The sequence below is a fragment of the Acetobacter tropicalis genome, assembly GCF_001580915.1.
GTDB lineage: Bacteria > Pseudomonadota > Alphaproteobacteria > Acetobacterales > Acetobacteraceae > Acetobacter > Acetobacter tropicalis.
This window is the reverse complement of sequence record NZ_LHZQ01000178.1, coordinates 1-24,314: the sequence shown is the minus strand read 5'-3', so window position 1 is coordinate 24,314 and position 24,314 is coordinate 1. Positions and strand designations below refer to the sequence as shown.

Annotated in this window: 19 protein-coding genes; 12 read left to right on the top strand and 7 right to left on the bottom strand. The window is 54.1% G+C overall.

The genetic code is table 11. The features are described from left to right. Positions 1-392 precede the first annotated feature (392 nt). Positions 393-2,834, bottom strand: coding sequence for a membrane-bound PQQ-dependent dehydrogenase, glucose/quinate/shikimate family (locus tag AD944_RS04385; RefSeq protein WP_045541489.1), 2,442 nt, complete (start codon positions 2,832-2,834; stop codon positions 393-395). Positions 2,835-4,186: 1,352 nt separating this feature from the next. Between AD944_RS04385 and AD944_RS04380 the strand changes: the two genes are divergently transcribed. Continuing rightward, the gene (locus tag AD944_RS04380) at positions 4,187-5,872 is read left to right on the top strand and encodes a carbohydrate porin (RefSeq protein ID WP_373317147.1); all 1,686 of its coding nucleotides are present in this window, start codon (positions 4,187-4,189) and stop codon (positions 5,870-5,872) included. A gap of 665 nt (positions 5,873-6,537) precedes the next feature. Beyond that, positions 6,538-9,579: a glycosyltransferase gene (locus AD944_RS04375; protein WP_082741143.1), complete on the top strand. Its 3,042-nt coding sequence runs from the start codon at positions 6,538-6,540 to the stop codon at positions 9,577-9,579. A 25-nt stretch (positions 9,580-9,604) separates the two neighbouring features. Here AD944_RS04375 and AD944_RS04370 read toward each other — a convergent pair whose 3' ends face one another. Next, complete coding sequence (locus AD944_RS04370; protein ID WP_035377299.1) at positions 9,605-10,207, bottom strand: histidine phosphatase family protein; 603 nt, start codon at positions 10,205-10,207, stop codon at positions 9,605-9,607. Between the two features lie 5 nt (positions 10,208-10,212). Next, on the bottom strand, positions 10,213-11,145 hold the full coding sequence (locus AD944_RS04365; protein ID WP_035377297.1) for a ribose-phosphate pyrophosphokinase: 933 nt from the start codon (positions 11,143-11,145) through the stop codon (positions 10,213-10,215). Positions 11,146-11,349: 204 nt separating this feature from the next. Here AD944_RS04365 and AD944_RS04360 point away from each other — a divergent pair, with 204 nt between their 5' ends. The 8 genes from AD944_RS04360 to AD944_RS04330 all read left to right on the top strand — a co-directional run bounded on the left by AD944_RS04360 (position 11,350) and on the right by AD944_RS04330 (position 17,861). Then, positions 11,350-12,216: an ABC transporter permease gene (locus AD944_RS04360; RefSeq protein WP_231551530.1), complete on the top strand. Its 867-nt coding sequence runs from the start codon at positions 11,350-11,352 to the stop codon at positions 12,214-12,216. A 3-nt stretch (positions 12,217-12,219) separates the two neighbouring features. Next, positions 12,220-13,044, top strand: coding sequence for an ABC transporter ATP-binding protein (locus AD944_RS04355; RefSeq protein WP_045541486.1), 825 nt, complete (start codon positions 12,220-12,222; stop codon positions 13,042-13,044). A 142-nt stretch (positions 13,045-13,186) separates the two neighbouring features. Next, the gene (locus tag AD944_RS04350) at positions 13,187-14,701 is read left to right on the top strand and encodes an MATE family efflux transporter (protein WP_045541485.1); all 1,515 of its coding nucleotides are present in this window, start codon (positions 13,187-13,189) and stop codon (positions 14,699-14,701) included. Beyond that, positions 14,658-14,867, top strand: coding sequence for a hypothetical protein (locus AD944_RS04345; protein WP_035377294.1), 210 nt, complete (start codon positions 14,658-14,660; stop codon positions 14,865-14,867). The genes AD944_RS04350 and AD944_RS04345 overlap by 44 nt, the downstream gene beginning before the upstream one ends. Before the next feature lie 102 nt (positions 14,868-14,969). Continuing rightward, positions 14,970-15,548 carry a YqaA family protein gene (locus AD944_RS04340; protein WP_045541492.1) on the top strand — a complete coding sequence of 193 codons (579 nt, stop codon included), beginning with the start codon at positions 14,970-14,972 and terminating at the stop codon, positions 15,546-15,548. Positions 15,549-15,678: 130 nt separating this feature from the next. Continuing rightward, entirely contained in the window at positions 15,679-16,683 is a 1,005-nt protein-coding gene (locus AD944_RS04335; protein WP_045541484.1) for an SDR family oxidoreductase, read from the top strand. Positions 16,684-16,739: 56 nt separating this feature from the next. Then, complete coding sequence (locus AD944_RS16670; RefSeq protein WP_145912768.1) at positions 16,740-16,985, top strand: hypothetical protein; 246 nt, start codon at positions 16,740-16,742, stop codon at positions 16,983-16,985. A gap of 87 nt (positions 16,986-17,072) precedes the next feature. After that, positions 17,073-17,861, top strand: a complete 789-nt coding sequence (locus AD944_RS04330; RefSeq protein ID WP_169794903.1) for an META domain-containing protein — start codon at positions 17,073-17,075, stop codon at positions 17,859-17,861. Between the two features lie 44 nt (positions 17,862-17,905). On the opposite strand, the gene AD944_RS04325 is transcribed toward AD944_RS04330, so the two are convergent. The 4 genes from AD944_RS04325 to AD944_RS04310 all read right to left on the bottom strand — a co-directional run bounded on the left by AD944_RS04325 (position 17,906) and on the right by AD944_RS04310 (position 21,519). Next, a complete protein-coding gene (locus tag AD944_RS04325; RefSeq protein ID WP_035377291.1) occupies positions 17,906-18,115 on the bottom strand; it encodes a TOBE domain-containing protein in 210 nt (69 codons plus the stop codon). A 70-nt stretch (positions 18,116-18,185) separates the two neighbouring features. Then, positions 18,186-18,581 carry a hypothetical protein gene (locus tag AD944_RS04320; RefSeq protein ID WP_035377313.1) on the bottom strand — a complete coding sequence of 132 codons (396 nt, stop codon included), beginning with the start codon at positions 18,579-18,581 and terminating at the stop codon, positions 18,186-18,188. Between the two features lie 173 nt (positions 18,582-18,754). Next, positions 18,755-19,657, bottom strand: coding sequence for a 4-(cytidine 5'-diphospho)-2-C-methyl-D-erythritol kinase (locus tag AD944_RS04315; protein ID WP_236709128.1), 903 nt, complete (start codon positions 19,655-19,657; stop codon positions 18,755-18,757). Beyond that, positions 19,657-21,519: a tetratricopeptide repeat protein gene (locus AD944_RS04310; protein ID WP_045541491.1), complete on the bottom strand. Its 1,863-nt coding sequence runs from the start codon at positions 21,517-21,519 to the stop codon at positions 19,657-19,659. Before AD944_RS04310 ends, AD944_RS04315 begins: the two co-directional genes overlap by 1 nt. A gap of 150 nt (positions 21,520-21,669) precedes the next feature. On the opposite strand from AD944_RS04310, the gene AD944_RS04305 reads away from it, so the two are divergent. Together AD944_RS04305 and AD944_RS04300 are read left to right on the top strand one after the other, a co-directional pair. Beyond that, entirely contained in the window at positions 21,670-22,569 is a 900-nt protein-coding gene (locus AD944_RS04305; protein WP_045541481.1) for a uracil-DNA glycosylase, read from the top strand. A 276-nt stretch (positions 22,570-22,845) separates the two neighbouring features. Next, positions 22,846-24,314: lytic transglycosylase domain-containing protein (locus AD944_RS04300; RefSeq protein WP_248845805.1), on the top strand; the 1,469-nt coding region annotated here is incomplete at its 3' end.

The following is a 24,314-nucleotide window of genomic DNA, read 5'->3' as shown; positions in this document are numbered from 1 at the left end:
TAAACCTCAAAAATTACCCCAGCAGAATTGTTAACTATCGTCCATGATTACGCCCATCTTCACCCCAGCAAGACCCACACAGGCTCAGGAGCAGCAGCACGCCCACAGCAGGTCGCCAAGCACAGCCTACGCAACACACGCCTCTCAACCCCGCACTCATGCCGCTAAGCACACCATACGTCGGACTTAAGAAACCCACGTCTGCACGGCTTCCCCAGCCCAGCCCCGAGGCCTCAGCACACTCACGCCACGACAAGGCACTCATGAAGCAACACCTCACCCGGAACACACTCAGGCGCAGCAATCACAGAAAACAGCCCTCCAACCCCGCAAACAAAGCAAAAAAAATCCCCGCAAAAAACGGGGATCTCTTTAGTGTTCGGGCGAACTGCTTATTTGGCAGCAGTGTCATCCGGCAGAGTGTAGGCTATGATGTAATCTCCTACATCAGGAGAGTGGCTCATACCGCCAGCGGAGATGACCACATATTCCTTACCCGTTTTGGGAGAACGGAAAATGAGGGGCGCAGCGACAGCGCCAACCGGCAGACGTTCACGCCAAACCTCCTTGCCTGTGCCGGAATCCAGCGCACGCAGATAATAGTCCTGTGTGCCCGCAAAGAAGACCAGACCAGACGCTGTTGACGTGGGGCCACCCAGAGTAGGCATACCCATGGGAACCGGCAGGTGGGTCTTTATACCCATCGGACCAAGATCCTGCGTTGTGCCCATGGGCACCTGCCACAGCATCTTTTTGCTATGCAGATCAATGGCGCTCATGGTGCCAAAGGGAGGCGTATTACAGGGCACCTGCAGCGGAGATTGCAGAATATCAATCCGCACCCCGGCATAAGGACCAGCCACCTGCGGACGAATGGTGCCCATGAAGCCCGGCACTTCGTCAGTGGAAACTTTATATTTTTTGGCTTCTTCACGGTTCACCAACGTCATACGCAAGGGCATGCGCATATCGTTGACGAACATGATACCGCGGGCTTCATCAATGGAGATACCGCCCCAGTTCATGCCACCCAGCAGGCTGGGCCATTCAATATAGGGTTTTTCACCCGGTGGCGTGAACGGACCTTCATAAACCGAATCCTTGAACATGATCCGGCAGTAAAGTTGGTCAAACGTGCTGACACCCCACATGGAGCTTTCCGTCAGCGGATCCGCCCCGATGGTCGGCATACCGGCAGAGAACGGCTGGGTAGGAGACAGATGCTCACCCTGCGCTGCAGGGGACGTTGGAACTTTCCGTTCCTGGACTTCGGTAACCGGCTTGCCGGTGCGGCGGTCAAGAACAAAGATATGTCCAGTCTTTGTGGTCTGAATCAGGGCAGGAATTTTTTCACCCTGAGCATTGGTCACATCATACAGGACAGGCTGAGACGGCAGATCATAATCCCAGAGATCGTGATGGACTGTCTGGAAGACCCACTTCGTTTTGCCCGTAGAGGCATCGACGGCCACAACGGCTGCACCAAATTTTTCCTTGGCGACTGTCCGGTCTCCACCCCAGTAGTCAGGCGGGCCATTACCGGTAGGCAGGTAAACGAGGTTCAGCTCTTTATCATAAGTGGGGATGGTCCACACATTGGGGGTTTCCAAAGTGTAGGTCTGATCTTCGGGGGGAGCACCGGTATTTTCCGGGTCACCCACATCCCAGGCCCAGACCAGAGAGCCGTTCCGCACATCATAAGCGCGCACGACACCTGAGGGTTCACCGTGAACAATATCACGCACCCAGCCGCCAATAACAGCAACATGACCCATAACAACCGGAAGGGAGGTTGGGTGATAGCGCTTGCCACCTTCAACCGGGCCCATCTGTTTTTTAAGGTCAACCTCACCGTTTTCACCAAAACCGGTACACTGAGCACCCGTATGGGCGTCCAGCGCGATGAAGCGGGCATCCACGGTCGAAACAAGGATACGCTGATGGCACATAGGCGCAGCGTCATCTACTGCTTTTTCCTCGGCCGTGAGGGTGGTGTCTTTCGCGGCATCATAATACCCAACACCGCGACACGTGACGTGTTCGGCAGTATGGGCCTTGGGGTCAAATTTCCAGATTTCTTTTCCGGTATCGGCTTCCAAAGCCGTGATCAGATTTTCTGGTGTGCAGGAATAGAGCACATTGCCAATCTGCTGCGGCGTGTTTTCATCCACCCCGGCACCCGGCCCATGTGTTCTTCTGCCCGTGTGGTAAACCCAGGCCACCTTCAACTTGCTGACGTTTGCCGGTGTGATCTGGGTGTAAGGGGCGTAACGGGTACCCTGAGCATTCCGCCCGTAGAACTCCCAGTCCTCAGGTGCCTCTGGCTTACCAGTTTGAGCCAGTTGAGGGTTTGCAGGAGATGCATCTGGATTGCTGATCTGCCCATGAGGGAAAAAGGCTTCCACCAATGTCACCAGCAGGCACCCAACAATGCCCAGACCGCCAAAAACCGTACCCCGCTGAACAGCTGACGGTGTTGCCGGAAAAGTCGCCACGGCCCACAAATTAAGGGCAAACAAAATGGCTGGCACAACCAGACGCGGCAAAAGCGCCCAGTATCCAATTTCAGGCGTGTCACATAGTGCCCACACAAAGGTTGCTGCAAAAACAACGCCTGAAACAATTAAGGTATACGGACGCTTCAGGAAAACCAGAACTGCCAGTGCAATATAAGCCACCCCGGCCAGCAGGTAATAACTTGATCCACCCAGCGTTAGAAGCTGCACGCCACCGTAAGCAAGCGCCAGACCAGCTGCAAGGCTGATAATAGAAAAAATGGCACGATAAATGCCACCTAACGGAGAATGGTGATCTGCGGGTTGAACGCCACCCATGCTATCACTCCAATATTGAAATCGTCCTGACAGTAAGGTGCCGGGCCGAGGTTGCGACTAAATCCAGATGCACTGGCTTCTGATAAGAGGTTTTTTCTCGCAGATGGTTTTATTATCTGACCACGGACATCATCCATCTGCCAACACAAGAAACACCTTATTTAAGCAAGCAGGATGTTCCTTTCTGACAGAAACACTCACCACCTCAAAGATGCCCCTTCCTTAAAGAGCGGATGTCATCACTTACTCTGCGCGGCTATTCTCCATCATTTTTCCAGAAGAGTGGAAATTGCTCTGTGTCCAATATGCTGGCTTCTGTCAAGGACACAAAGAGCGAAATCTTTATAAAAATGACAACATTTTATCAAAAAAATTCAAAATTATATTGCTTTCCTTAAAAAGGACGCCCCCATACATTCCCGATGACTTCCATCCACAATACTTTAATTTAAAGCGGAAAATCTTCCACCTCCTTTCCCCACGTCAACACGCCCACAACAAAGGGGGGGAACGCAATGATCCCACTCGAAACACCTCCTTACCTCTATGGACTCGGGAGAGAGGGGGAATCACGTTCCGGTGATGGAATGCAACCTTTCTTAACCTGACATACGTACAAAAATCCCCAACACAGATTTCCTTACAAAACCTAACCCATTGATAGACATTTATATTTTTATGATAAGCCTACTCATCAATAAATCCTCTTCGGCTTATTCCTATATAAAATAAATATGGAGAAGCCACATTTCATATATTGGACATTGACCCGCTTTCAGTGCCTTAAAGAACCCATGCACAACACCAAAAAGAAAATGAGGAGCTTGACACTATGCCACCCTGCTGAATGATATTTTCCAACCGCGTCGAGCATATAAAACAGGTATTTAGGATATTTCATTTTATATTTTTTGTTTTTCTTTTTTAATATTTTTCAGAGGCTCCTTTTCGAACTCATTTTGAGAGGACGATCCAAAAAAGGAAAAGAACAACTTTCCTAAAAACCAAAACGTATATCTATAGTTTTGTCAAAAAACCATTTCACGAAATCGTGTTTTTTACTTTCTTATTTTCAAAAGACTTTCAGTAAAAACATGCTATCTGATGCTGCCTTCTTCTCACAAAAGAAGGCTCTCTTGGCGGAAGACGGGCCCTGATTCGTCAGGGTCCGTTTAAAACACTTTTGGAGCCTAAAATGCATAAAGTCTTTTATGGACAGAATGTACACGTTTCTGCTCATGAAGAGTGTTTACCTCTGCTGCCCTTATTGTCCGTGTATAATCGTCTCCATCCTTTCGTCTAACTCCTTATATTTTCTGGCCAGAGTGCCAAAACTTATCCTTGGTCAGATCATGTATCGCAAATCCCGTCACAGAAGCCCCATACTCCAAACATGCTTTACACTATGGGGACTAACACTCACAGGAAGTCTGATAATAAACGCCTCTTTCAGCATGGCACATGCTGATGAAAGCGGAAAAGAACAACAGGCTCCCAAAAACCCTGTCTATGTAGACGTTATTTCCGGAACGCAAACACAGAAACAGGATGATAATTCACAACCGGATCCACGCGTTCTTGTTCGCCCTAAAAACTCTCCACTCCCTGCAAGTGGGGTTCCTGTAGCACCATGGCCTGGCCTGGCCACAATGGTGGTTCCTAGTGTGGATGAATATCAGAGCTCAAAAACATTCCATAAAATGGAACTGGATGCTCTGACTGGAAAAGAAGGTGTCTCCTGGCTCCTCCCTTCCGAACTGGACGCCCAGCGTCGTACGGATATGGATGACCCCTATTATGTTCCAACGGCGGGAAGCGGACATCTTATCCCGCAAATCATGCCTTTTAGACAAAGACTACAGAAAAAAGGTTTTGTATTCTCTTTCTCTTATAAAGGTGAAGCCATGGCCAATATCCATGGTGGCATGCAACGCGGCATGGATTACGTGCATGAACTCACCCTGCAAATGAACTTTGATCTGGGGAAAATGGCAGGCTGGAATGGGTGGTCCATTCATACACTCCTCATGAACCGTGCTGGGCGTGAGGTTTCTCATGATCGTGTTGGAGATTATTACGTAAACCTTATGGAAGTTTACGGGCTTTCTGGGCATGTTGTTGCGCATCTGGTTGATTTCTACGCAGAGAAAAAATTCCTGCAAAACCGTATGGACATCACATTTGGGCGGATGTCTCTCACACACGTGTTTGCTACATCACCGCTAATCTGTTCGTTCATGGTTACGTGCTCAGCGCCAGTTGCCCTGAAAGTTGACCCAGGGTTTGCCGTTTACCCAAAAGCGACCTGGGGAAGCCGTATCCGCTTCCGACCGACACGGGATACCATGGTACAATTGGGCGCTTATCAGGTCAGCCCACTTTCCACCAACCCGAGCGGGTGGTCATGGGGGAGTGAAAACACAACAGGAATGATGCTGCCAATAGAATTTACATGGCAACCCTTCCTGACGCGCAACCGACTTCCTGGTCATTACGTTTTTGGTTACGCACATGACACCTCACGCTATCCAGACGTGCTGGGCGCATCCCCAGCAAACAAGGTCATTGCGACGGGCCGCCTTCATAGCGCCCCCATGGATATGTTCTGGTTTGAGGGCGATCAGATGATTTATCGCAAAGGTGGTCGTAACCAAATGGCGGGGGGCTATCTGATGGCAGGGTATATTCATAATACGCCACATGTTTCTTCCATCTCGGATGAAGCTTACGGAGGAATTTCCTTCAATGGCGTCATTCCCTCTCGCGTAACAGACAGATTAGGAATTTTATACTCCTGGTATCATGTCAGTCACCGTAAGGAACTGGGGCAAATGTATGCTCGGGATGCCGGGCTTTCATTAGGCGCGCAGGTTTTGGCCCCCCAGACTGACTCCCATGTGATTGAAGCCTATTACGCGATTGATGCTGTTCCCGGCGTTCTGGTTCAACCTGAATTCCAGTATATGATCCGTCCCGGAGAAACCTCACGCAGGCCCGATGCCGCGCTTGTTGGCTTAAAAGTTATCGCCAACCTGTAAGGGGCCGTTTTTCCTGATCATACCGTTACACTTCAGTTTGTTTTTATCACGTCAATATTTTCGATTTAAAACTCATTTCCTTAATAATTTACGATCGAAAAAATTTAAATTTTTTGCCTATCGTGTACAAAAACCAACCAGAAACTATAGTGCTTACCCCTACCACCTAAAGATTATTCTCAAAATCAACTGTCACCGGAAAATGAGGTAGCGGTATCAACGGGAGGGTTTAATGCCTCCACTTCCTTCGGCCTGACAACGTCCTCTAAAGGATTGATATTGTTATAATTTACAAAAGGAGAAGGCCTGTTTTCCGAATTTTTCAGATTTCAAGCGATCTTAGCCATCGATGTAGACCTGATACCGAAGACTCCGGCCAAGCTTACGCGTGAACACACATTTTCCATTTGCGTCAGCTCCATGAACCCAAAAAACAGACTTGGAAATTCCAGTCCAATTACCCCAACTTTCATGCAGGCGCTCTCTTTCTGAGGGTTTATTAACCTCCATCATGGCACATCAATGCCTTACGGAGGCTGTCCACCTCAGTTGGAAAAGAAGACATCTGATGATGGAATAAGGTCACTCGCGTAACCCTTCTCAATTGACATCTGAATTTATTAACCATATTTTAATTAAAATTTTATTATTTTTAAGATGTGATTATGACCAATACTGAACTGATCCTTCCGCAATTTATTTTGCGCGCGCTGCGATCTGTTTTGTACCACTTGAAAATAGACTTTCCTTTATTCAGAACATTCTCGTTTGAAGACAAAAGAGACACAGATGCTTTTCGGTCTATATTAACCTATTGTGAATATCTACAAAGGGGTTATCCAAGTGATGGCCGCATAACCATGGCCATTGGCTGTGTGCGTTTACTATTGAATATTCCCACAGCGTCTGAGGCACTTGAATTCCTCAAAAATCGTTCTAACTCACGCATTTGCTCCATTCTTTTACTGTGTGTTCGTGTCCAGTTTCAAAATTGGGCTACCGCAAAAGACGAACTTATTGACTATTTGACACATTATGTCCGCCTGCCTCACCCTATTTTTGACATCCTGGCAAAAACCATCACTGCCCAGAACAATTATGATGGATGGGTTTCTCTTTCCTTACAGGGAAAGCTAACGCTCATTGATTATACATCTTTTTGCACAGACGATTTGAGTATCTCTATTGATACGAACACTCTTCCTTTGAACTCTTTTACCTTTGTCAGGAAGGGTCCTCAGCTAGAGATCGACCTCCCGGAAAAATGGAAGAATGCCTGTTCTGTTATTATAAAACATCCTTATAGAAAATATATCAATGGTATTTTTGATATCGAAAACTTCCTAAAAATTGATGGTTATGTGGAAGCAACAGAAGAGCACATCAAAGGATGGGCGTGCTACCGTTCAGAACCAGAACGACCTGTAAAACTGTCTGTTACAGTGGCCCCCGATAGGGATGACCATCCCCATTCATATCCCACTCGCAAGCATATCCAAATAGTAACTCGTCCCACAAAACTATTTGATATCAGAACTCTTTCTGGAGAAGCATGCCTTCCATACTTCTCCATCTCTCTTAAAAAAATTTCTTTTTTAGGAAAGCATTTTTCAGTTAAAACAGAAATGGGACTGCCATTGTATGGAAGCCCCTTGCACATAAATATTCTAGCAGAACAGGCTCTTTCATATGCTCGTGCAACGCGAGAAGCTTTTCCCGCAATATGCCGGAAACCGTCTTTCTCAACGCACAATACCATCAAAAGAGTTGCCATTATCATACCCGTTTATAATGGCTTTGATATAACCCGTTTATGTCTGCAGCAGGTTATACGTTACAAACCAGACAATGCCCGTATTATCATTATCAATGACAAATCTCCCAATAAAGAGCTCACTGATTATTTGGAGGATGTCTCGAAAAAATATCGTATCACTCTTCTCCATAACAAACAGAACAAAGGCTTTCCTGCATCCGCCAATAGAGGAATGCGTCAAAGAAACACTGATGAAGATGTGATCCTTTTAAACAGTGATGCGCTCGTTTCAGAAAAATGGATTTTTCAGCTTCAGAAAGCCGTTTATTCAGAAGACGATATCGGAACAGCCACACCGCTATCAAATAATGCAACTATATTCAGCTATCCAAATAAAAATGGAAACAACCCGCTTCCAACAATAGAAGAGTGTGAAAATTTAAATACCATAATGATACAGACATGGCAGGGTGAACTTCCAGAGGTTCCAACCGCACATGGATTTTGCATGTATATAAAGTCTGACTGCTTGAAGAGCGTCGGATTGTTAAGGGAGGATATTTTTGCGCAAGGTTACGGCGAGGAGAACGATTTTTCACGCCGAGCAGCCGCGTTAGGCTGGAGACATGTTGCCTGTTTGGGAACCTATGTTGGACACGCAGAAAGCCAATCATTCAGTCATGTAAAAACAGATCTGATCCGGCGAAACCTTTCTATCCTGAATGATCTGCACAAAGGGTATGACCAGCTTATTCGCAGGTGGCAGCAGAGAGACCCTCTGTTTTTTTATAGACGACGACTTGATCTTACCCGCTACAAACAAGATCATAGTTTGCAGAAATCTGTTTTTCTTATCATGCATGATCGTGCAGGGGGCATTTTACGGCATGTCGGCCATCGGGCCATCCATTATACAACACAAGGCTATGCAGCCTTCATCCTGAAACCGGACATACTGGAAAACGGACACACAGTTTGGCGACTTGAAAGCATTCTGAAAAATGAGTTCCCCAATCTGATCATTCCTCGAAGCCTTTCTTCTTTACGGTATCTCGTCCAAGAGCTTGATTGCCAGAAAATCGAAATTCATAGCTATATTGGTAATGGCCTTGACAATATTCTCCATATAACTCGGCTTGGCCTACCTTATGATGTTTATATTCATGATTATTCATGGTTTTGCCCACAAATCACCCTGACACAAAAAACCGGACTCTATTGTGGTGAACCCGGCAAAGAAGGGTGTCAGGCCTGCCTGATCGAAAACGGGAGCAAAACCGGGGAAAGCTGCTCCATTACGGCATTACGCAAAAAAAGCGCCACCATTCTTGAACAGGCGGAACAGGTTATTGCGCCCTCTCATGATACAGCCCAACGTTTGCGTCGATATTTTGATATTCCAGTGAATGTCGTCCCTTGGGAGAGTATCCGGAATGTTGAGAATATTTCTTTCTCCTTGCCCTTCTCTCGTCCCAAGAGAACTATTGGCATTCTGGGCGCAATCAGTGTGGAAAAAGGGTTTTATCAGATTCTGGCGTTAGCCCGCTTTATTGCTCAAAACACGTTACCCATTGAATTTGTTCTGATTGGATACAGTTGTGATGACAATGCCCTTCTGGAAACTGGTGTTGTCAAAATAACTGGAAATTACAAAGAATTTGAAATCAAAGTCTTCGTCACAGCGTGCACCATAGATTGGTTTTTTCTTCCCTCTATCTGGCCTGAAACGTGGTCTTACGTCCTGACGCAAATCTGGATGACGGATAAACCAGCAATTGTGTATGATATAGGGGCCCCTGCTGAACGTATTCGTCACGCAGGTGGGGGCATCAATGTACCGCTGCACATGCCATATTCCAGACTTGCGCAGATTCTTTATGATCCGGGAAAATTTCAGACGCTCACAAGAAACGATAACTGCGCGTCAGCATTTTTCCCATTATCTCAGTAGGAAAAAAGTGCTGCAGGAAAGATCCTTACTCGGCGTTTATCACAGTAAGAGACCACGGCTTCTCGTCAGCCTCACCGGGTTCCAACCAAAGCGGTGTTGCATTCGGCAGACGCACATTGGCTGGCAAGTTCATGGCAGCGCGTAACGAGCGAAACAGTGCGCCGTGAGCAACAATCAGAGGAATGCCACCATTTTCCGTTGCGCGGTTTACAGCCTCAACGGCTCTTGCCCGTAACCGGGCAAAAGGTTCAGCCCCTGCTGGAGTATAATCACCAGCAATCCAACTATCATACCAGTCCCCCATGGGGAGACCTTCCTGCTCCCCAAAGCAGACCTCTTCCAACCCCTCATCTGTTTCCAGAGGAAGCGCTTCAAAGCCCTTGGCTATCAGCCCTTCCCGCACAATGGCTGCGGTCTGGAAGGCACGGTCCAATGGAGAACTGACGATGTGAGTAAATGCCGGATACTGGCTCACACCTGTTTCAAACAGCTTGGCCGCCGTATCGGCCTGAGCAATCCCCGTCTCATTCAGGGGCACATCTGTGCGCCCCTGAGACAGACCCTGCCGATTCCAGTCAGTCTGACCATGGCGGAGGTACCAGTAAGGGCGGAGGCTAAGCTGAGACATTGTTCTCAATCAAAAAGGGAGGAAACGGAGCTTTCATCAGACACAGCCCGCATGGCCCGCGCCAGCAACCCCGCAATGGTAATCTGGCGGATATTGGCCGCTGCGGTAACACTTTCCGTCGCCTTGATGCTGTCCGTCAATGTCAGCATTTCAATACAGGAATTGCTGATCCGCTCAACTGCGCTGCCGGTCAGCACACCATGCGTCACGTAAGCACCGACAGACGCCGCACCGTTATTGAAAATGGCCTGCGCAGCATTGCACAGTGAGCCGCCACTATCGACAATATCATCCACCAGTAGGCAGTGACGGCCTTTAACATCGCCAATCACGTTCATGACTTCAGACACACCGGCCCGTTCACGGCGTTTGTCGATAATGGCAAGGTCTGTGTTCAGGCGCTGGGCAAGCTGGCGAGCCCGCACCACGCCCCCAACATCCGGTGACACGATCATGAGGTCACGGTCACCATACCGTTCCTTGATATCCCGCACGAACAGAGGGGCGGCATAGAGATTGTCCACCGGAATATCAAAGAAGCCCTGAATCTGCATGGCGTGCAGATCCAGTGTCAGAACACGGTTGGCTCCGGCTTCCACTAGAAGATTGGCCACCAGCTTGGCGCTGATAGGTGTACGGGGACCAGATTTGCGGTCCTGCCGTGCATACCCGAAATAGGGCATAACAGCCGTGATACGGCGAGCTGATCCGCGACGCAGAGCGTCCAGCATGATCAGCAATTCCATCAGGTTATCATTGGTGGGCGTGCAGGTACTCTGCACCACGAACACATCTTCACCACGTACATTTTCATGAATTTCAACAAACACTTCCATATCGGCAAACCGGCGTACGGTCACGTTGCACAGGGGCATGCCAAGTTCGGTAGCGACTGCCTCGGCCAGCGGCAGGTTGCTGTTACAGGCGACGATCTTCATGGTACGGATGATTCCCGGCATTATCAAGGTTGGCAGATGGGCGGTGAGTCGTGGGGGGTTTAGCAACCGGCGCCCCTCTTGTCATCCACCCAGCGCGCCCCTCAGGCCACACCTGCGCGCACCGTGGCAAAAAAGCCCTTCCCACGCCCCTGCTCTTGCACTCAAAGGCACTGTTCTCTATCGCCATACCTTATCATGGATACCATGCAGAACTCCCCCCCAGCAGATGCTACGGTGCCTCAGCGCCAGGCTGAACCCGTGCTCCATCTCGTTCCGGAAAAAGGCGCATCCTATTTCAGGCATGCATGGCAGGATCTGGTCGATGGCCTGAAGCAGGCCAGACTGGGGTGCACATTGGGCTGGCTGGATATCAAACTGCGATATCGGGGGTCCATCCTGGGGCCATTCTGGCTGACGGCATCCACCGCCATCATGATTGCCGCCATGGGGGTGCTTTACGCCTACCTCATGCGTATGGATGTCCATGAGTATCTGCCCTTCCTCACTTTCTCGCTTGTTCTGTGGGGGTTTGCCAGCAGCACATTACAGGAAGGCTGCCGGACCTTTACCTCCGCTGCAGGGCTGATCCATTCAGCCCGAATGCCTTACACCTTGCATGTTCTGCGCGCGACGGTGCGTAACTGGCTGACGGTTGCGCACAACATTCCGGTGGTTGTGGTGGTTTTTCTGTGGTTTCACGTCAGCCCCGCCTGGTCCTGGACTCTTCCGCTCGGGCTGCTGGTCTGGGTTGTTGACAGTTTTGTAGCAACCTTGCTTCTGGCCATTTTAGGCGCACGCTTTCGGGATGTTCCGCCCATTGTGGCCAGCACCATGCAGATCCTGTTTTTTGTCACGCCAGTGCTCTGGAAGCCGGCGCTCATGTCCTTTGGCCAGAATTGGCTGTTGTTGGACCCACTGTTCCCGCTGATGGAAATTCTACGCGCACCGCTTACGGGCGAAGTTGTGAAAGCCGCAGTATGGCCCGCTGCGTTGGGATGGTCTGCCGGCCTGGGCGTATTGACCTTCCTGCTGTTTGCCCGCATGCGGGCGCGTCTGGCCTATTGGGTGTAAAAAATGGCAGGCATTACAGTTCAGGGGCTGGACGTCTCTTTTCCGCTCTATCATGGAACGGCCCGCAGCTTGCGTAAGACTGTGCAGACCTCTCTGGGCAGCCGCTTCATGCAGGACAGGCGGGACCGCGTGGTGGTGCAAGCCTTGCAGGACATTACCTTCACCCTGAACCCCGGCGATCGGCTAGGTCTGGTGGGAGGAAATGGCGCGGGCAAGACCACATTGCTACGGGCGCTGGCTGGAATTTATGAGCCCGTCAAGGGAAGCGTGATGGTTGAAGGCAATATCGGCACGCTGCTTGATCCTTCACTGGGCATGAACAATGAACTGACAGGCCGAGAAAACATCCACTTACGCGGCATGTTCGCAGGGCTCTCCAAACCCCAGATTCAGGCCGTAGAGGAAGATGTAGAGGCGTTTGCCGGGCTGGGCTCCTTCATGGACCTTCCAGTGCAGACCTACAGTTCGGGTATGATGGTCCGTCTCTCCTTCGGGTTGGCCACAGCCATCATGCCCGATGTGCTCCTGATGGACGAATGGTTCATGGCGGGGGATGCTTCCTTCAGGCAACGCGCCCGCTCCCGGCTGGAAACGCTGGTCTCAAAAGCCGATATTCTGGTGCTCTCCAGCCATATTGCCGATGTCATGGCCGAATGGTGCAACCGCCTGATCTGGCTGGACGGAGGCAAGATCAAAATGGATGGGCCGACTGATGAGGTGCTGGAGGCGTATCTCGGCCAACCCGTTGCCCAGATCCTTGAGGAAGACGCGCCGCCAGCCGCTTCACCATCAGACACCATCACTGCGGACGAACAGGAGCAACGCTAAAGCCTCCTTGGGGCTCTAGCGGAGGACGCTTTTCTGCTCTGGCATGTCGGGTTTGTCTTTCCCCCATTCGCACCAGTGCATGGACATGACATACTAAGAAGAATCGTCACGACTGCCTGCTGGGCGCTGGAACGGAGTACGCATGCCCCCGAAAGACCCTCCATCCAGACAAAAAGCCTGTTTCACCACAGGCGGCATCATGCGGCATGTTCTGGTTATGGCGGGCACCGGGGCTATTGGACTGATGGCCGTTTTTGCGGTTGATATGCTCAACATGGTCTATATCGCGCATCTGGGCCAGACAGCTCTGACCGCCGCCATAGGCTTTGCGGGCGCAGTTATCGGAATACAGATTGCCGTTGCCATTGGCTTGACCATCGGGATCAGCGCGGCCACCGGCAGGGAGATCGGCGCCGGACGGCATGAGGAAGCCCGACAGATTGCCTCGTCCGCTCTGGCAGTCATGCTGGGGCTGACCACAGTGCTCGGCTTGGGTACCATGATTGCCGCACATCCTATCCTCTCCCTCTTTGGGGCACGAGGGGATGCCCTTGCGCATGCCACCACCTATCTGCAGACCGTCAGCCCGTTTTTGCCACTCATTTGCATGGGTATGAACTGCTCCGCCCTGATGCGCGTGGTGGGAGACGCCAAAGGCTCCATGCACATCACCCTTCTGGGGGCCGTGGTGGCCGCCATTCTGGACCCGATCATGATTTTCGGGCTGCATGAAGGATTGACGGGAGCAGCCATCAGCACCGTGATTTCGCGCCTTGTGGTTGCCTTGGCCGGTCTGCGCGGAGCCCTGCGACATGATATGATGACGTGGCCCACCCTTAGCCGCATTGTGCCTGATTCCCGGCATGTGGCCTCAGTTGCCATGCCCGCCATTCTTACCAATCTCGCAACCCCGCTGGGTGGCGTTTACGTTACACAGTCCATGGCGCGATTTGGGCTGGAAGCTGTGGGAGGCCAGGCCTCCATAGAACGCACGGTACCCGTGCTGTTTTCTCTGGTATTTGCCCTCACAGGTTCCATCGGGCCGATCATGGCGCAGAATATGGGAGCAGGATTATACCAGCGCGTGCGGGAGACGCTGGCCGCAGCCCTGAAACTGGTAATGGTCAGCATTGGCCTTACATGGATCATTCTGGCAGCCATGCAGAATTATGTGGTGGCAGTATTCAATGCCCATGGTGATGCCGCCATGCTGATCCACCTGTTCTGCTCGCTTACCATTGGCAGTTATCTATTTGTCGGGATGCTGTTTGTGGCCAATGCTGCGTTCAACAACCTTGGTTTTCCGCTGTATTCAACGGCGTTCAACTGGGGGCGAGCTACACTGGGCACTATTCCGTTTGTGGGCTTGGGCACACGCTTTGGGCCGGCAGGGGTACAGATTGGGCAGGCGGCTGGCGTGATTGTGTTTGGCACCTTGGCGGTCTTGACCGCGTTTCGCGTTACGCGGACACTCACTGGGCCGGTTGCTGCCAGCAAGCCGGGCACGGTCCCGGCGTCAGACGTCCCGACCGTAAGTGCCGAAGCCGCCATGGCAGAACTGGACGAACTGAACAACACACCAGATTTGTGTGAACCAGACGAGGACCAGGATTATGTCCAAACTGACAACCGAAGAACGCAACGCCCTGCCGGATGATGCTTTCGCCCTCCCGGGCCGACGTTACCCAATTCCTGATGCCTCCCACGCGCGGGATGCACTGGCACGCGCCAGTGAAATGCTGCATCGCGGCACGCTGACGCAGGAAGAATATGACACCATCCACACCAAGGCCGAGAACGTTCTGCGCCGTGAAAGGATGTAACCTCATCCCGCGCGCGAACAACGCCATGGGCTCTGGTGTAATGGCTGAGCCCGTGGCATCTGTCCCGCCATGCCTGACGTAACCGCCCCTGCCCGCCCCTCCCTGCTGAACCGCCTTTACGCAGCGGTGCTGAAGCATGCCGCCAGCCCCTACGCCCCACTCTGGCTGGCTGTGCTCGCATTTTCAGAAGCCAGCTTTTTCCCGCTCCCTCCTGAAACACTGCTGGTACCAATGGTTCTTGCCCAACGCCAGCAGGCCTGGCGTTATGCTGCCATCTGTACTGTGGCCAGTGTGGCCGGGGGCGTTCTGGGCTGGATGATCGGGGCCATGTTGCTGGACTATCTGGCTATGCCCATTGTACGGTTTTATCATGCGGAACAAACGCTGATAAATTTGCAGGAGAAATTCCGGCAGTGGGGGGTATGGATCGTCCTGTTCAAAGGGCTGACCCCTATCCCCTACAAGTTTGTCACTATCGCCAGCGGCATGGCGCATTTCGCTCTGGGACCGTTCATGGCCGCCAGCGCCATCACGCGAGGGCTTCGGTTCTTTCTGGTTGCGGCTCTTCTGCGCAGGTTCGGGCCACCCATTCAGGCCTTTATTGAAACACGCCTGCCCGTGGTGATGGGGGCTTTTGCCATTCTGCTGGTGAGTGGCATACTCGCGCTCCGTTATCTGTAGCCCCCAAACCGCCTGTTCCTACCCCCTTCGCAAAGCTGCCCGGCACCGCCCGCAACTTGCAGGACGGCCACGAGCGGGGCACAACATCCGTCACAACTGAACCACGCCTGAAGGCAAGGGAGATCACCACATGCCATCCCAGATTGCTGTTGTTACCGGTGCCGGAGCAGGCATTGGCCGCGCCGCCGCCCGTGCGCTGGGCCGTGCAGGGTTTGACGTTGCCCTTCTGGGCCGTAATGAAGACCGCCTGAATGATACTGCGCAGGATCTTGCGGCCCATTCCATTCGCACCATCGTTATTCCGGTAGACGTTGCAGATGCAGACGCCGTTGCCAAAGCGGCGGACCGGGTGGAAAGCGAACTCGGCCCCATTACCGCATGGGCCAACTGTGCCGGGGCAACGGTCGTGGGGCAGGTCGCCACCCTCTCCGCACAGGATATCCGTCGCGCCACGGAAGTCACTTACCTGGGAAGCGTCAATGGCACGCTGGCAGCGCTTGAACGCATGCGCCGCCGTGGCCACGGGGCTATTATCAACCTTGATCTTGCTCCCTCCCTGCGCGGCCTGCCGCTTCAGGCTGTGGAAAACGGATCACGCGCTGCCTTGCGCGGGTTCTGTGAAAGCCTGCGCCCGGAACTGCTGCATGATGCAGACCGTATCCGAATTGTGATGGTGGACCTGCCCTCCATCAACACCCCGCATTATGGATGGACCCGAAACACCACCGGCAAGCGCCTGAAACCAGTGGGGCCTGTATACGAACCCGAAGTGGCGGCGGAAGCCATCTGCCGGGCGGCCTTCACCAGCAGCCGGTCCATCTCCATTGGGCCCAGCAACAGTTTTGCCGCCATCTGGAGCCTTCTCGGGCCGGGATGCCGCGAAAAGCGCATGGCCGATCACGGATATAAAGCCCAGCTTGAAAAAACCTGTGCCAATACAAACGCCAAGGATGATCTCTTTGAAAGCGTTCCGGGCGCGTTCTCTGCTCATGGAGCTTTTGACGCTAAAGCGCGCAGGCTGGACAGTCCGCTCTCTTTCTTTGTCACATCAAGCGTGCGCGCGGGTGTGGTTGGCGCCATGCTGGCCGCGGGCCTGACAGGGCTCATTTCCCACATCCGCTCAGGCCGCAAATAACGGGAGCCTCTGCCTCTAACAACGTTCCATAAGAGAGACGTGGAAATCTGTTAGAGGTGTCTGACAAAGATCTTCTTCAACCAGACTGGGCTAATCGTCAGGTTGAAGATCTTCCACTAATTCTTTGTTGCGGCACTCCTCATTACTCTCTCTTCTGCTTTTTTGAGAAATACAGCCTGCTGGAACGGCTGAAACCGCTTTCCCTCTTTCTTTCCCAAGTCATCTGCACGCAACCGATGGGCAGGAAACGGGTTCTATTCTTTAATCAACACGACCCCGGCGTTCCCTTTCCCTCCGCCTGAGTGGGGGAGAACCGTCCGCCCGTTTTTTATTCTGCGGACGTGAGCATAAAGAAATGTCCGGCCATGCATCATGCCACGGGAGGGCACATGTCATTATCCTTTTTGCGCCGGGCTATAGTACTCGGAATTGTCGGGGCGCTTGGCTCAGGAGGATTATTCACCGTGGCGGCGCAGACGCCTTCCTCCATAACGCTGCATGGAAGCGTCACCTATCGGGAACGGATAGCCCTGCCACCTGCCACGGTGGAAATTCGCGTAGTAGATATGACCAACAGACCCACGCAACCTCAAACCATCTCTCGTGCCAGTTTTGCCACCACACGTCAGGTTCCCATCCCGTTTCGCGTGACTTTGGCCAGCAATCTGCTTAAACCCAACCGGGCCTACGGTGTCACCGCCACTCTTCTGGTTGATGGGCAGCCATGGTTCAAAACACCAATGCCAACACCTCTTAATTTGAAAAACCAGTCAGATATTCTTCTGACCTTGCGCCGCCATGGTGCTAAACGACCATCCCCTGGCTTGGCGGGGTCATGGTATGTGCAAACATTGGGAAAAACACTTCTGCAAGACGGAACGCCAACCCCCTCTCTGGAACTGCACGAAGACGGAACTGTTGCGGGCTCTACCATCTGCAATCAGATCAACGGCACCATGACTGTGAGAGAACAGACGCTCCAGTTTGGCCCCATTGCCACCACGCGCAGAGCGTGCCTGGATTCCACCACCGCAGAAAGAGAACGCACCTTTCTTGCAAGCCTTGAGCAGACCCGACAGTGGCAGATAAACACCACCGGAGATGTGCTGACTTTTCTAGATAATCAAAATCAACCGTTGGTGGTTTTCCATCGCCAGTCCCACCTGCCTGTTCGATAAGTTCGGCTGGGCTGAGCGTTCATGCAGCCACCATGAACGGAAAATCAGTCCACCCCGACCATGACATCCGAGGCCTTGATAACCGCCGTTGCGGGTTCGCCAACGGTCAGACCCAGATCAGCAACGGCTTCATTGGTAATAGCCGCCATGACAATAGCCCCGCCCGTCAGTTCGATGCTGACGTGCGAGGTTGTCGCACCTTTCTGAATAGCGACCACTTTTCCTGTAAGCTGATTACGTGCACTAAGCCTCATCTGCTTAATCCTTTTTCACAATACGAAAAATGTCCTGACAGTAAGGGCGATCATGCGCCCTCTTTTTCGGTCAGTTCAGTTTGCCGCGGTTGGCTTTCTGCTCCTGCCGCAATTGCTGGTGCAGATGCAACCCGCGCATCAGCCGGTCTGAATCCTCGGGGGTCAGCACCAGACCAATAGGCCCAAACGCGGGGTGCTGGAACGCCAGAACGGAGCCCTCTGTCCGTGCTTCCGGCTGAAGCGCCCAACGAGTGCGTGTGACGGGCGTAAACCGAGCACCCTCAATAGGCTGCACCTCTTCCTCCGCCAGCATTGTCTCCCGCACACGGCCTAACACGGCAATCAGATGCGTGACCTGCTCCAGTGAAAGAGGAACTTCCACTTTGGGTTCTGTTCCTTCACCGGAAAGCGTCATCTGAACCGATTTGTGATCGTCAGACAGCGTAAGGTCTATTTTTGAAGACATGATGCGCACCTCTTCCTGATGGCCTTCACTGTGATCCGTACGCTTTACCATACACCTCATAAACAAAAACCGGAGGCTCCCCCATGGCTCTCATCCTGCGGCAGGTGTCCACCCAGCGCCGAAGAGTCGATCCTGTCAATATGGGGTGCTTGTGCCGGGACCGCCAGCGCAACTTACGCCAATGCGCCACCCCACACCCACCAGGATGCCTGCTCCCCAGCCAGCTTGTGCGCAACATTCCGTGCACTTTCGGCTGATGGGAAAAGAGCAAAACAGGTGGCACCCGAGCCACTCATCCGGGCCAGAAGACAATCGGGCTGCTCAGCAAGAGTAGCCAGAACGGTTTTCACGGGCGGACACACCTGACAGGCTGGCGCTTCAAGGCAGTTATCCAACTCAGTCAAAGCTGCCGCCATGGCCTGAGCCGTCTTCCAATGTGTCGGCAACGCCGCCCGCTCACGGAACGCACCATCGCGTTTCCGAAAGACATCTGGCGTGGAGACGGCCTGCCCAGAATTCACGAGCACCATGCCGCACTCCGGCAGGGAGGGCGCGGGGGAAAGATGTTCCCCTATGCCTTCCATGCGGGCTGCCTGACTGGCTACACAGACCGGCACATCCGCGCCCAGTTTTTCCGCCAGATGCATGAGTGTACCCACAGGAACATCCACCTGCCATGCCCGCGCGAGCAGACGCAAGGCCGCTGCAGCATCTGCCGAACCACCGCCAATGCCTGACGCTACAGGCAGTTCCTTTGCCAGAACAAGCCTGCCACCTTGCACATGAGCTGAAGAGCCGCTGACCGCACGCAGCGCCGCTGCTGCTTTCATGACCAGATTATCGGGTCCGGCGGCATCCGCCCCTAATGTCTTGCCAAAACGACCGGTGAGTTCCAGATGCAGCGGCTCCGGGCCGGGTTCATACTGCAAACTGTCGCCGGCTCCTGCAAACACGACAAGACTATCCAGCAGATGATAACCATCCGGCCGCTTGCCCGTAACATGCAGATACAGGTTTATCTTGGCGTGAGCCTGTTCTGTCAGAGTCTGTGTGGATGGGTCCATTGTAGCTGACATCACGGCGTATGCTTTCCTCCTGACTGGTCTGCGGGTACCTCCACCTTTGGAGGAGAGGCGTGCTGGATCTGTTCGGCTTTCTTGTCACCTCCTGCCGCAGCCCGCGCAAGAGCCGCGCGGATAAGAGCCTCATCTCCCGGTTCAGGCTTCAGACCAAGCGCGACGTTCCACTGATCCACGGCCTCACTATGCCGCCCAACGCGCCAGTAGGCTTCACCCAGATGATAATTGACCTCCGGGTCCTCCGGAGTCTGCTCGGCTGCCTGTTCCAGCAGCATGATCCCTTCCTTGAGGTCTCCCTGCTCCACCCGCACCCAGCCCAGACTATCCCGGATGGCGGCATCCTGCGGAGCGAGCATTACAGCCCGGCGCAGCAGTTTCTCTGCCTCCGGCAGATCTTCCTTCCGTTCCGCCATGGAATATCCCAACGAGTTGAGCAGCATGGGCTCATCCGGGGCAAGGGCCAGAGCCGCCTTTAAGTCTGCCTTGGCGTGTACCCAGTCTCCTACCTCATGATACGCCATGGCGCGCAGAAACAGCAGGGACCAGTCCACCGTCTTTTTAGGGCCTGCGAGCGCTATGGCCTGCGTATAAGCCGCAATGGCCCCTTTCCAGTCTTTCTGGGCAGACAGCGTATTACCTAGCGCGCGGACGGGGAGAACCAGGTTGGGAGACGCCTGCGCAAGACGGGTCAGTTTATCCAGCGCTTCATCCAGATGGCCGGTTACGCTATCCGCCAACGCAAGCCGGAAAGCTGCAACGGGAGCCAGCGGGTCTGTTTGCGGGATGCGCAGCAGCGTTTCGCGTGCCGCCGCCTGATGTCCCTCATCATCCTGAATTTCTGCCAGCATCAGACGGGCTTCCGCCAGATGCGGATCAAGCCCAAGCGCAAACCCCAGCATCAGGCGGGAGGCTTCATCAAACTGATGATCATTCGGCATGGGCCGGTTTTCCTGCCCGGCGGCGCTCTGACGAGCCTGCTGGAGCGATTGCTGCCTTAACAGAAAAGCCGTCAACACATACGCGCGGGCCAGCCCCTGCTGGGAAGATGAAACGGGGACATGACTGATGGACGCCTGCAATTGCGTACCCGCGAGCGCCAGAACCGGATCAGCCTCAAGCATAGAACGCAGCAGCGTGCGCGCCTTGGTCTGCTCCCCTTGTTCCCAGTACCAGGCGGCATAGGACCGCGTTAGCAGGAGGTCATACCCCGGCATGAGGCGGGCGGACTGCGCAAACAGATCTCCCGCCTGTGCCTTTTTCTGCGCAACCTGCGCGATCAGGGCAGCATGGAGCGTATAGAACGGCACCAGCACTGACCCCTGAATATGGGTCAGGGCCGCAATGGCCTCATCCGCATGACCTTGTGCCTGATGGCACCATGCCTGAAGCATGGGCATGATCAGATGTGCCATGGGGTCTGCCCCGGCCTGCTGATAATAGCGAGAGGCGGCGGGCCAGTCTCCGCGCACCGCAGCATCGTTCCCCAAAACCAGTGAGGAGATAATGGTCTGCCCACCCGGCAAGGCCGCATTGATCTTGGCCAACGGCACCGCTTCCGGGTCTCCTGCCATCACGCTGCGCACAAAAGCCTGCTTTACCAGGTCCTTGTTGGACGGATCCGCCGCTGCCGCGGCGCGAAAGGCACGCGCGGCGTCCAGGTCATCCCCGTTATGGGTTGCAACCACAGCTGTCAGAAAAGCGCCCGAATCGACATGCCCGTGCTGACTGTCAGCCTGATCCTGATGCGGCTCCGATGATCTGGCTTCAGCCGCCTGCGCCCCCTGCGCCGAAAGGGCGGGAGTCAGCACGGATGCAGAAAGCAGCAGGAAAACCGTAGGCAGAAGGCGACAAAACAGCATAATGACCCTATCCAGGAGCGGCACAGGCCCGAAAGCCCTTCGGGCGCACCCCGTTCCGGCAATGACTGGGGAGGATGACATGAACAGCGGACACTTCTCTACCCTGCCCGCAGCCAACCGCCAAACACTCCTACACATCGTACGGTTTACATGATGGATGGCGCTCTGTCTCTTCTTCGCCTCTATGCTGAATGGGGGGTGGACACGGCTGTTGAGGATACACCGATAGATCATCGGCTGGCCCGGCTTGCTCCTATCCCTGCCTATCAAGAGTCCCTTCATCAGGGGCAAGGGCATCAGGACGTCACCCCCCAGAGACATTCTCCTCACGCAACACCAGGCATACAGCCCCGCAAAACCGTGGGAACGCCAGCTTTTGCCCCGGCGCAACGCCCGCCCGCCGCAGCGCCCACGCACCAGCCCGCCGCAGGTCCCGCTCTGCTGGCCGATAGCGTGGCACAGGCGCACGCTGTCGCCGCGGCAGCGACCACTCCCGACTCCTTGCGCACCGCTTTGGAGCAGTTTGATTCCTGCTCACTGCGCATAACAGCCATGCATACCCTCTTCCCGGAGGGGCCCATGCACGCTCCTCTGATGATTATCGGGGAGGCTCCAGACGCAGATGAAGACCGGAGCGGCCATGTTTTTTCCGGCCGGTCCGGCACATTGCTGGACCAGATGCTGAGCGCCATCGGGCTGGCACGGGATTCACTGCTGCTGGCCACCGCCCTGCCATGGCGACCGCCGGGAGGCCGCCCCCCTACAGACGCTGAACGCCGCATCTGCCAGCCATTTCTGGAACGGGCCATTGCCCTGTTTGCCCCGCAGCGGCTTCTGCTGTGCGGACGCCTGCCTGCCCACCTTTTAACGGGAACCAACAAGGCCCTGCCGCGTAGAAGCTGGCAGCCAGTAAGTGTAGCCGGTCTGCCTGCCCCCGTACCTGCCCTGATCATGCGACACCCGCTGCAATTACGTGCCAGCCCGACTGCCAGAAAGGACATCTGGAACGATCTACTGCTTGTTGCCCAAATGCTACAGCAAAATGGTTGAAAACAGATTGTGACAACAGGAACATGATCCTGACACAAAAATAATCATGCAGTGATCGAACAGAATTTTCCTTAAGAAACACAAGTAGTTCTTTAATAATTTGCCCGCTATTCAGGCGGGCCTTTGCCCCGTACCCAAAGGAGGGCCCCGCTGTGCTTCCGGACCACCAAACTTGCTTTTTGGAGCAGAACCTCATAGACCCCGCCAGCCATGCGAGCGATAGGTCAAATTTCTCATAATATCGCAGCGAGGGCCTTTATGGCCGGAGCAGCCCTGTTGGCTAGTGCAACCGTCGTAGCGACGCGCGCCCATGCCAAGCCGCCCGAACCCGGGCCAGACACGCACAGCGAGGAGCTGGCGATGGTCTTGCCCAGGCAGGCGTTTCCGGAAGGGGATGACATCCCTCTGCCGAAGCCCCTATCCCCTGAAGTTGATACCCAGATCCGCGCCATTTTCCGCCTGCAACGGCAGGGGGCCTTTGCGGAAGCCATTACCAGCACCACCCGCCTGACAGATTCCACCCTGCTGGGCGATATTGAGGCGGACCGTTACCTCAACCCCGCCTACCACCCCGGTGCGACAGAACTACGGGGCTGGCTGAAAAAATATACCTCCTACGCCGATGCCGCCGCCATATGGGCCCGGCTGGCAGCCCTGCCACAGCGTGGGGGCCCTCTGCCTCCTGCTCCGGCAGGCGAGCATCTGACCCCCGAACATGCGACCATTCCGGCTGATCCGCTCACCCGCGATTATACGCGCAACCCCTTGCTGGACCGCACCTTACGGGAACGCACGGGGTGGGGCCTGAAGGGCGTACACAGCGCCCTGAAACTGATTACCGCCACACCAGGCATGACCCCCGCCTATGCCGCACAGCTTCAGGCCGAGACCGCACAGGCCATGCTGGATGCGGGCGAGACAGATTTTGCGCTGGATATTGCCCGGACTGCTGTTGAAAGCGCCAAGGGCAACAATGCTCTCGCCGGGTTTATAGCGGGGGTGGCCCTGTGGCAGCAGGAACAGTATGCGCAGGCCGCGCCGTTCTTTGAACGCGCTTCCCACGCCCGCAACGCCACCCCGGAAATGCGGGCTGCCTGCGCCTTCTGGGCTGCACGGGCGCATGAAAAGCTGGGCAGCGACCGCGCGCGCCATCTATGGCTGCAACATGCGGAAGCCTTCCCCAACAGTTTCTATGGCCTTCTGGCGGCCCATATCCTGCACCCCGCTGCGGGCAACCACAGCCGGGATCACACCCACAAGATCAATTTTGCACCGCTGGAGGAAGCCTCCCGGCCCTCCGCCCCCGTGTTGACAGAAATTGATATTGAAGCCGTTGGCAGCACAGAGATCGGTCGTCGTGTTTTTGCCCTGCTTCAGGTGGGCGAGCAGGAACGGGCTGAAAACACCATCCGCCGCGCCTGGCCGGACCTGCGTGATGTCACGCTCGCCCGCTCCTTCCAGCTTGTGGCGGAATCTGCTGGCCTTCATGATCTGGCCACCGAGATGTCAGACGCACTGGCAGCGCATGAAGCGCATGGCAAAGAACATGATGATCTACCGTTGCCGCTGCTAAAGCCACGGCATGGCTTCACCATGGACCCGGCCTTGGTCTATGCACTGACACGGCTGGAATCCAATTTTGATCCACAGGCTGTTTCCGGAGCAGGCGCACATGGGCTGATGCAGATCCGCCCGCTAACGGCTGACTTTGTAACCAGCGGTTCCTCAACCACCATCAGCCGCCG

Excerpts from the sequence above, each read along its gene's own strand:
- AD944_RS04385 (WP_045541489.1), bottom strand. The coding sequence starts at position 2,834 with ATGGGTGGCGTTCAACCCGCAGATCACCATTCTCCGTTAGGTGGCATT.
- AD944_RS04380 (WP_373317147.1), top strand. The coding sequence starts at position 4,187 with ATGTATCGCAAATCCCGTCACAGAAGCCCCATACTCCAAACATGCTTT.
- AD944_RS04375 (WP_082741143.1), top strand. The coding sequence starts at position 6,538 with ATGACCAATACTGAACTGATCCTTCCGCAATTTATTTTGCGCGCGCTG.
- AD944_RS04370 (WP_035377299.1), bottom strand. The coding sequence starts at position 10,207 with ATGTCTCAGCTTAGCCTCCGCCCTTACTGGTACCTCCGCCATGGTCAG.
- AD944_RS04365 (WP_035377297.1), bottom strand. The coding sequence starts at position 11,145 with ATGAAGATCGTCGCCTGTAACAGCAACCTGCCGCTGGCCGAGGCAGTC.
- AD944_RS04360 (WP_231551530.1), top strand. The coding sequence starts at position 11,350 with ATGCAGAACTCCCCCCCAGCAGATGCTACGGTGCCTCAGCGCCAGGCT.
- AD944_RS04355 (WP_045541486.1), top strand. The coding sequence starts at position 12,220 with ATGGCAGGCATTACAGTTCAGGGGCTGGACGTCTCTTTTCCGCTCTAT.
- AD944_RS04350 (WP_045541485.1), top strand. The coding sequence starts at position 13,187 with ATGCCCCCGAAAGACCCTCCATCCAGACAAAAAGCCTGTTTCACCACA.
- AD944_RS04345 (WP_035377294.1), top strand. The coding sequence starts at position 14,658 with ATGTCCAAACTGACAACCGAAGAACGCAACGCCCTGCCGGATGATGCT.
- AD944_RS04335 (WP_045541484.1), top strand. The coding sequence starts at position 15,679 with ATGCCATCCCAGATTGCTGTTGTTACCGGTGCCGGAGCAGGCATTGGC.
- AD944_RS04330 (WP_169794903.1), top strand. The coding sequence starts at position 17,073 with ATGTCATTATCCTTTTTGCGCCGGGCTATAGTACTCGGAATTGTCGGG.
- AD944_RS04325 (WP_035377291.1), bottom strand. The coding sequence starts at position 18,115 with ATGAGGCTTAGTGCACGTAATCAGCTTACAGGAAAAGTGGTCGCTATT.
- AD944_RS04320 (WP_035377313.1), bottom strand. The coding sequence starts at position 18,581 with ATGTCTTCAAAAATAGACCTTACGCTGTCTGACGATCACAAATCGGTT.
- AD944_RS04315 (WP_236709128.1), bottom strand. The coding sequence starts at position 19,657 with ATGTCAGCTACAATGGACCCATCCACACAGACTCTGACAGAACAGGCT.
- AD944_RS04310 (WP_045541491.1), bottom strand. The coding sequence starts at position 21,519 with ATGCTGTTTTGTCGCCTTCTGCCTACGGTTTTCCTGCTGCTTTCTGCA.
- AD944_RS04305 (WP_045541481.1), top strand. The coding sequence starts at position 21,670 with ATGATGGATGGCGCTCTGTCTCTTCTTCGCCTCTATGCTGAATGGGGG.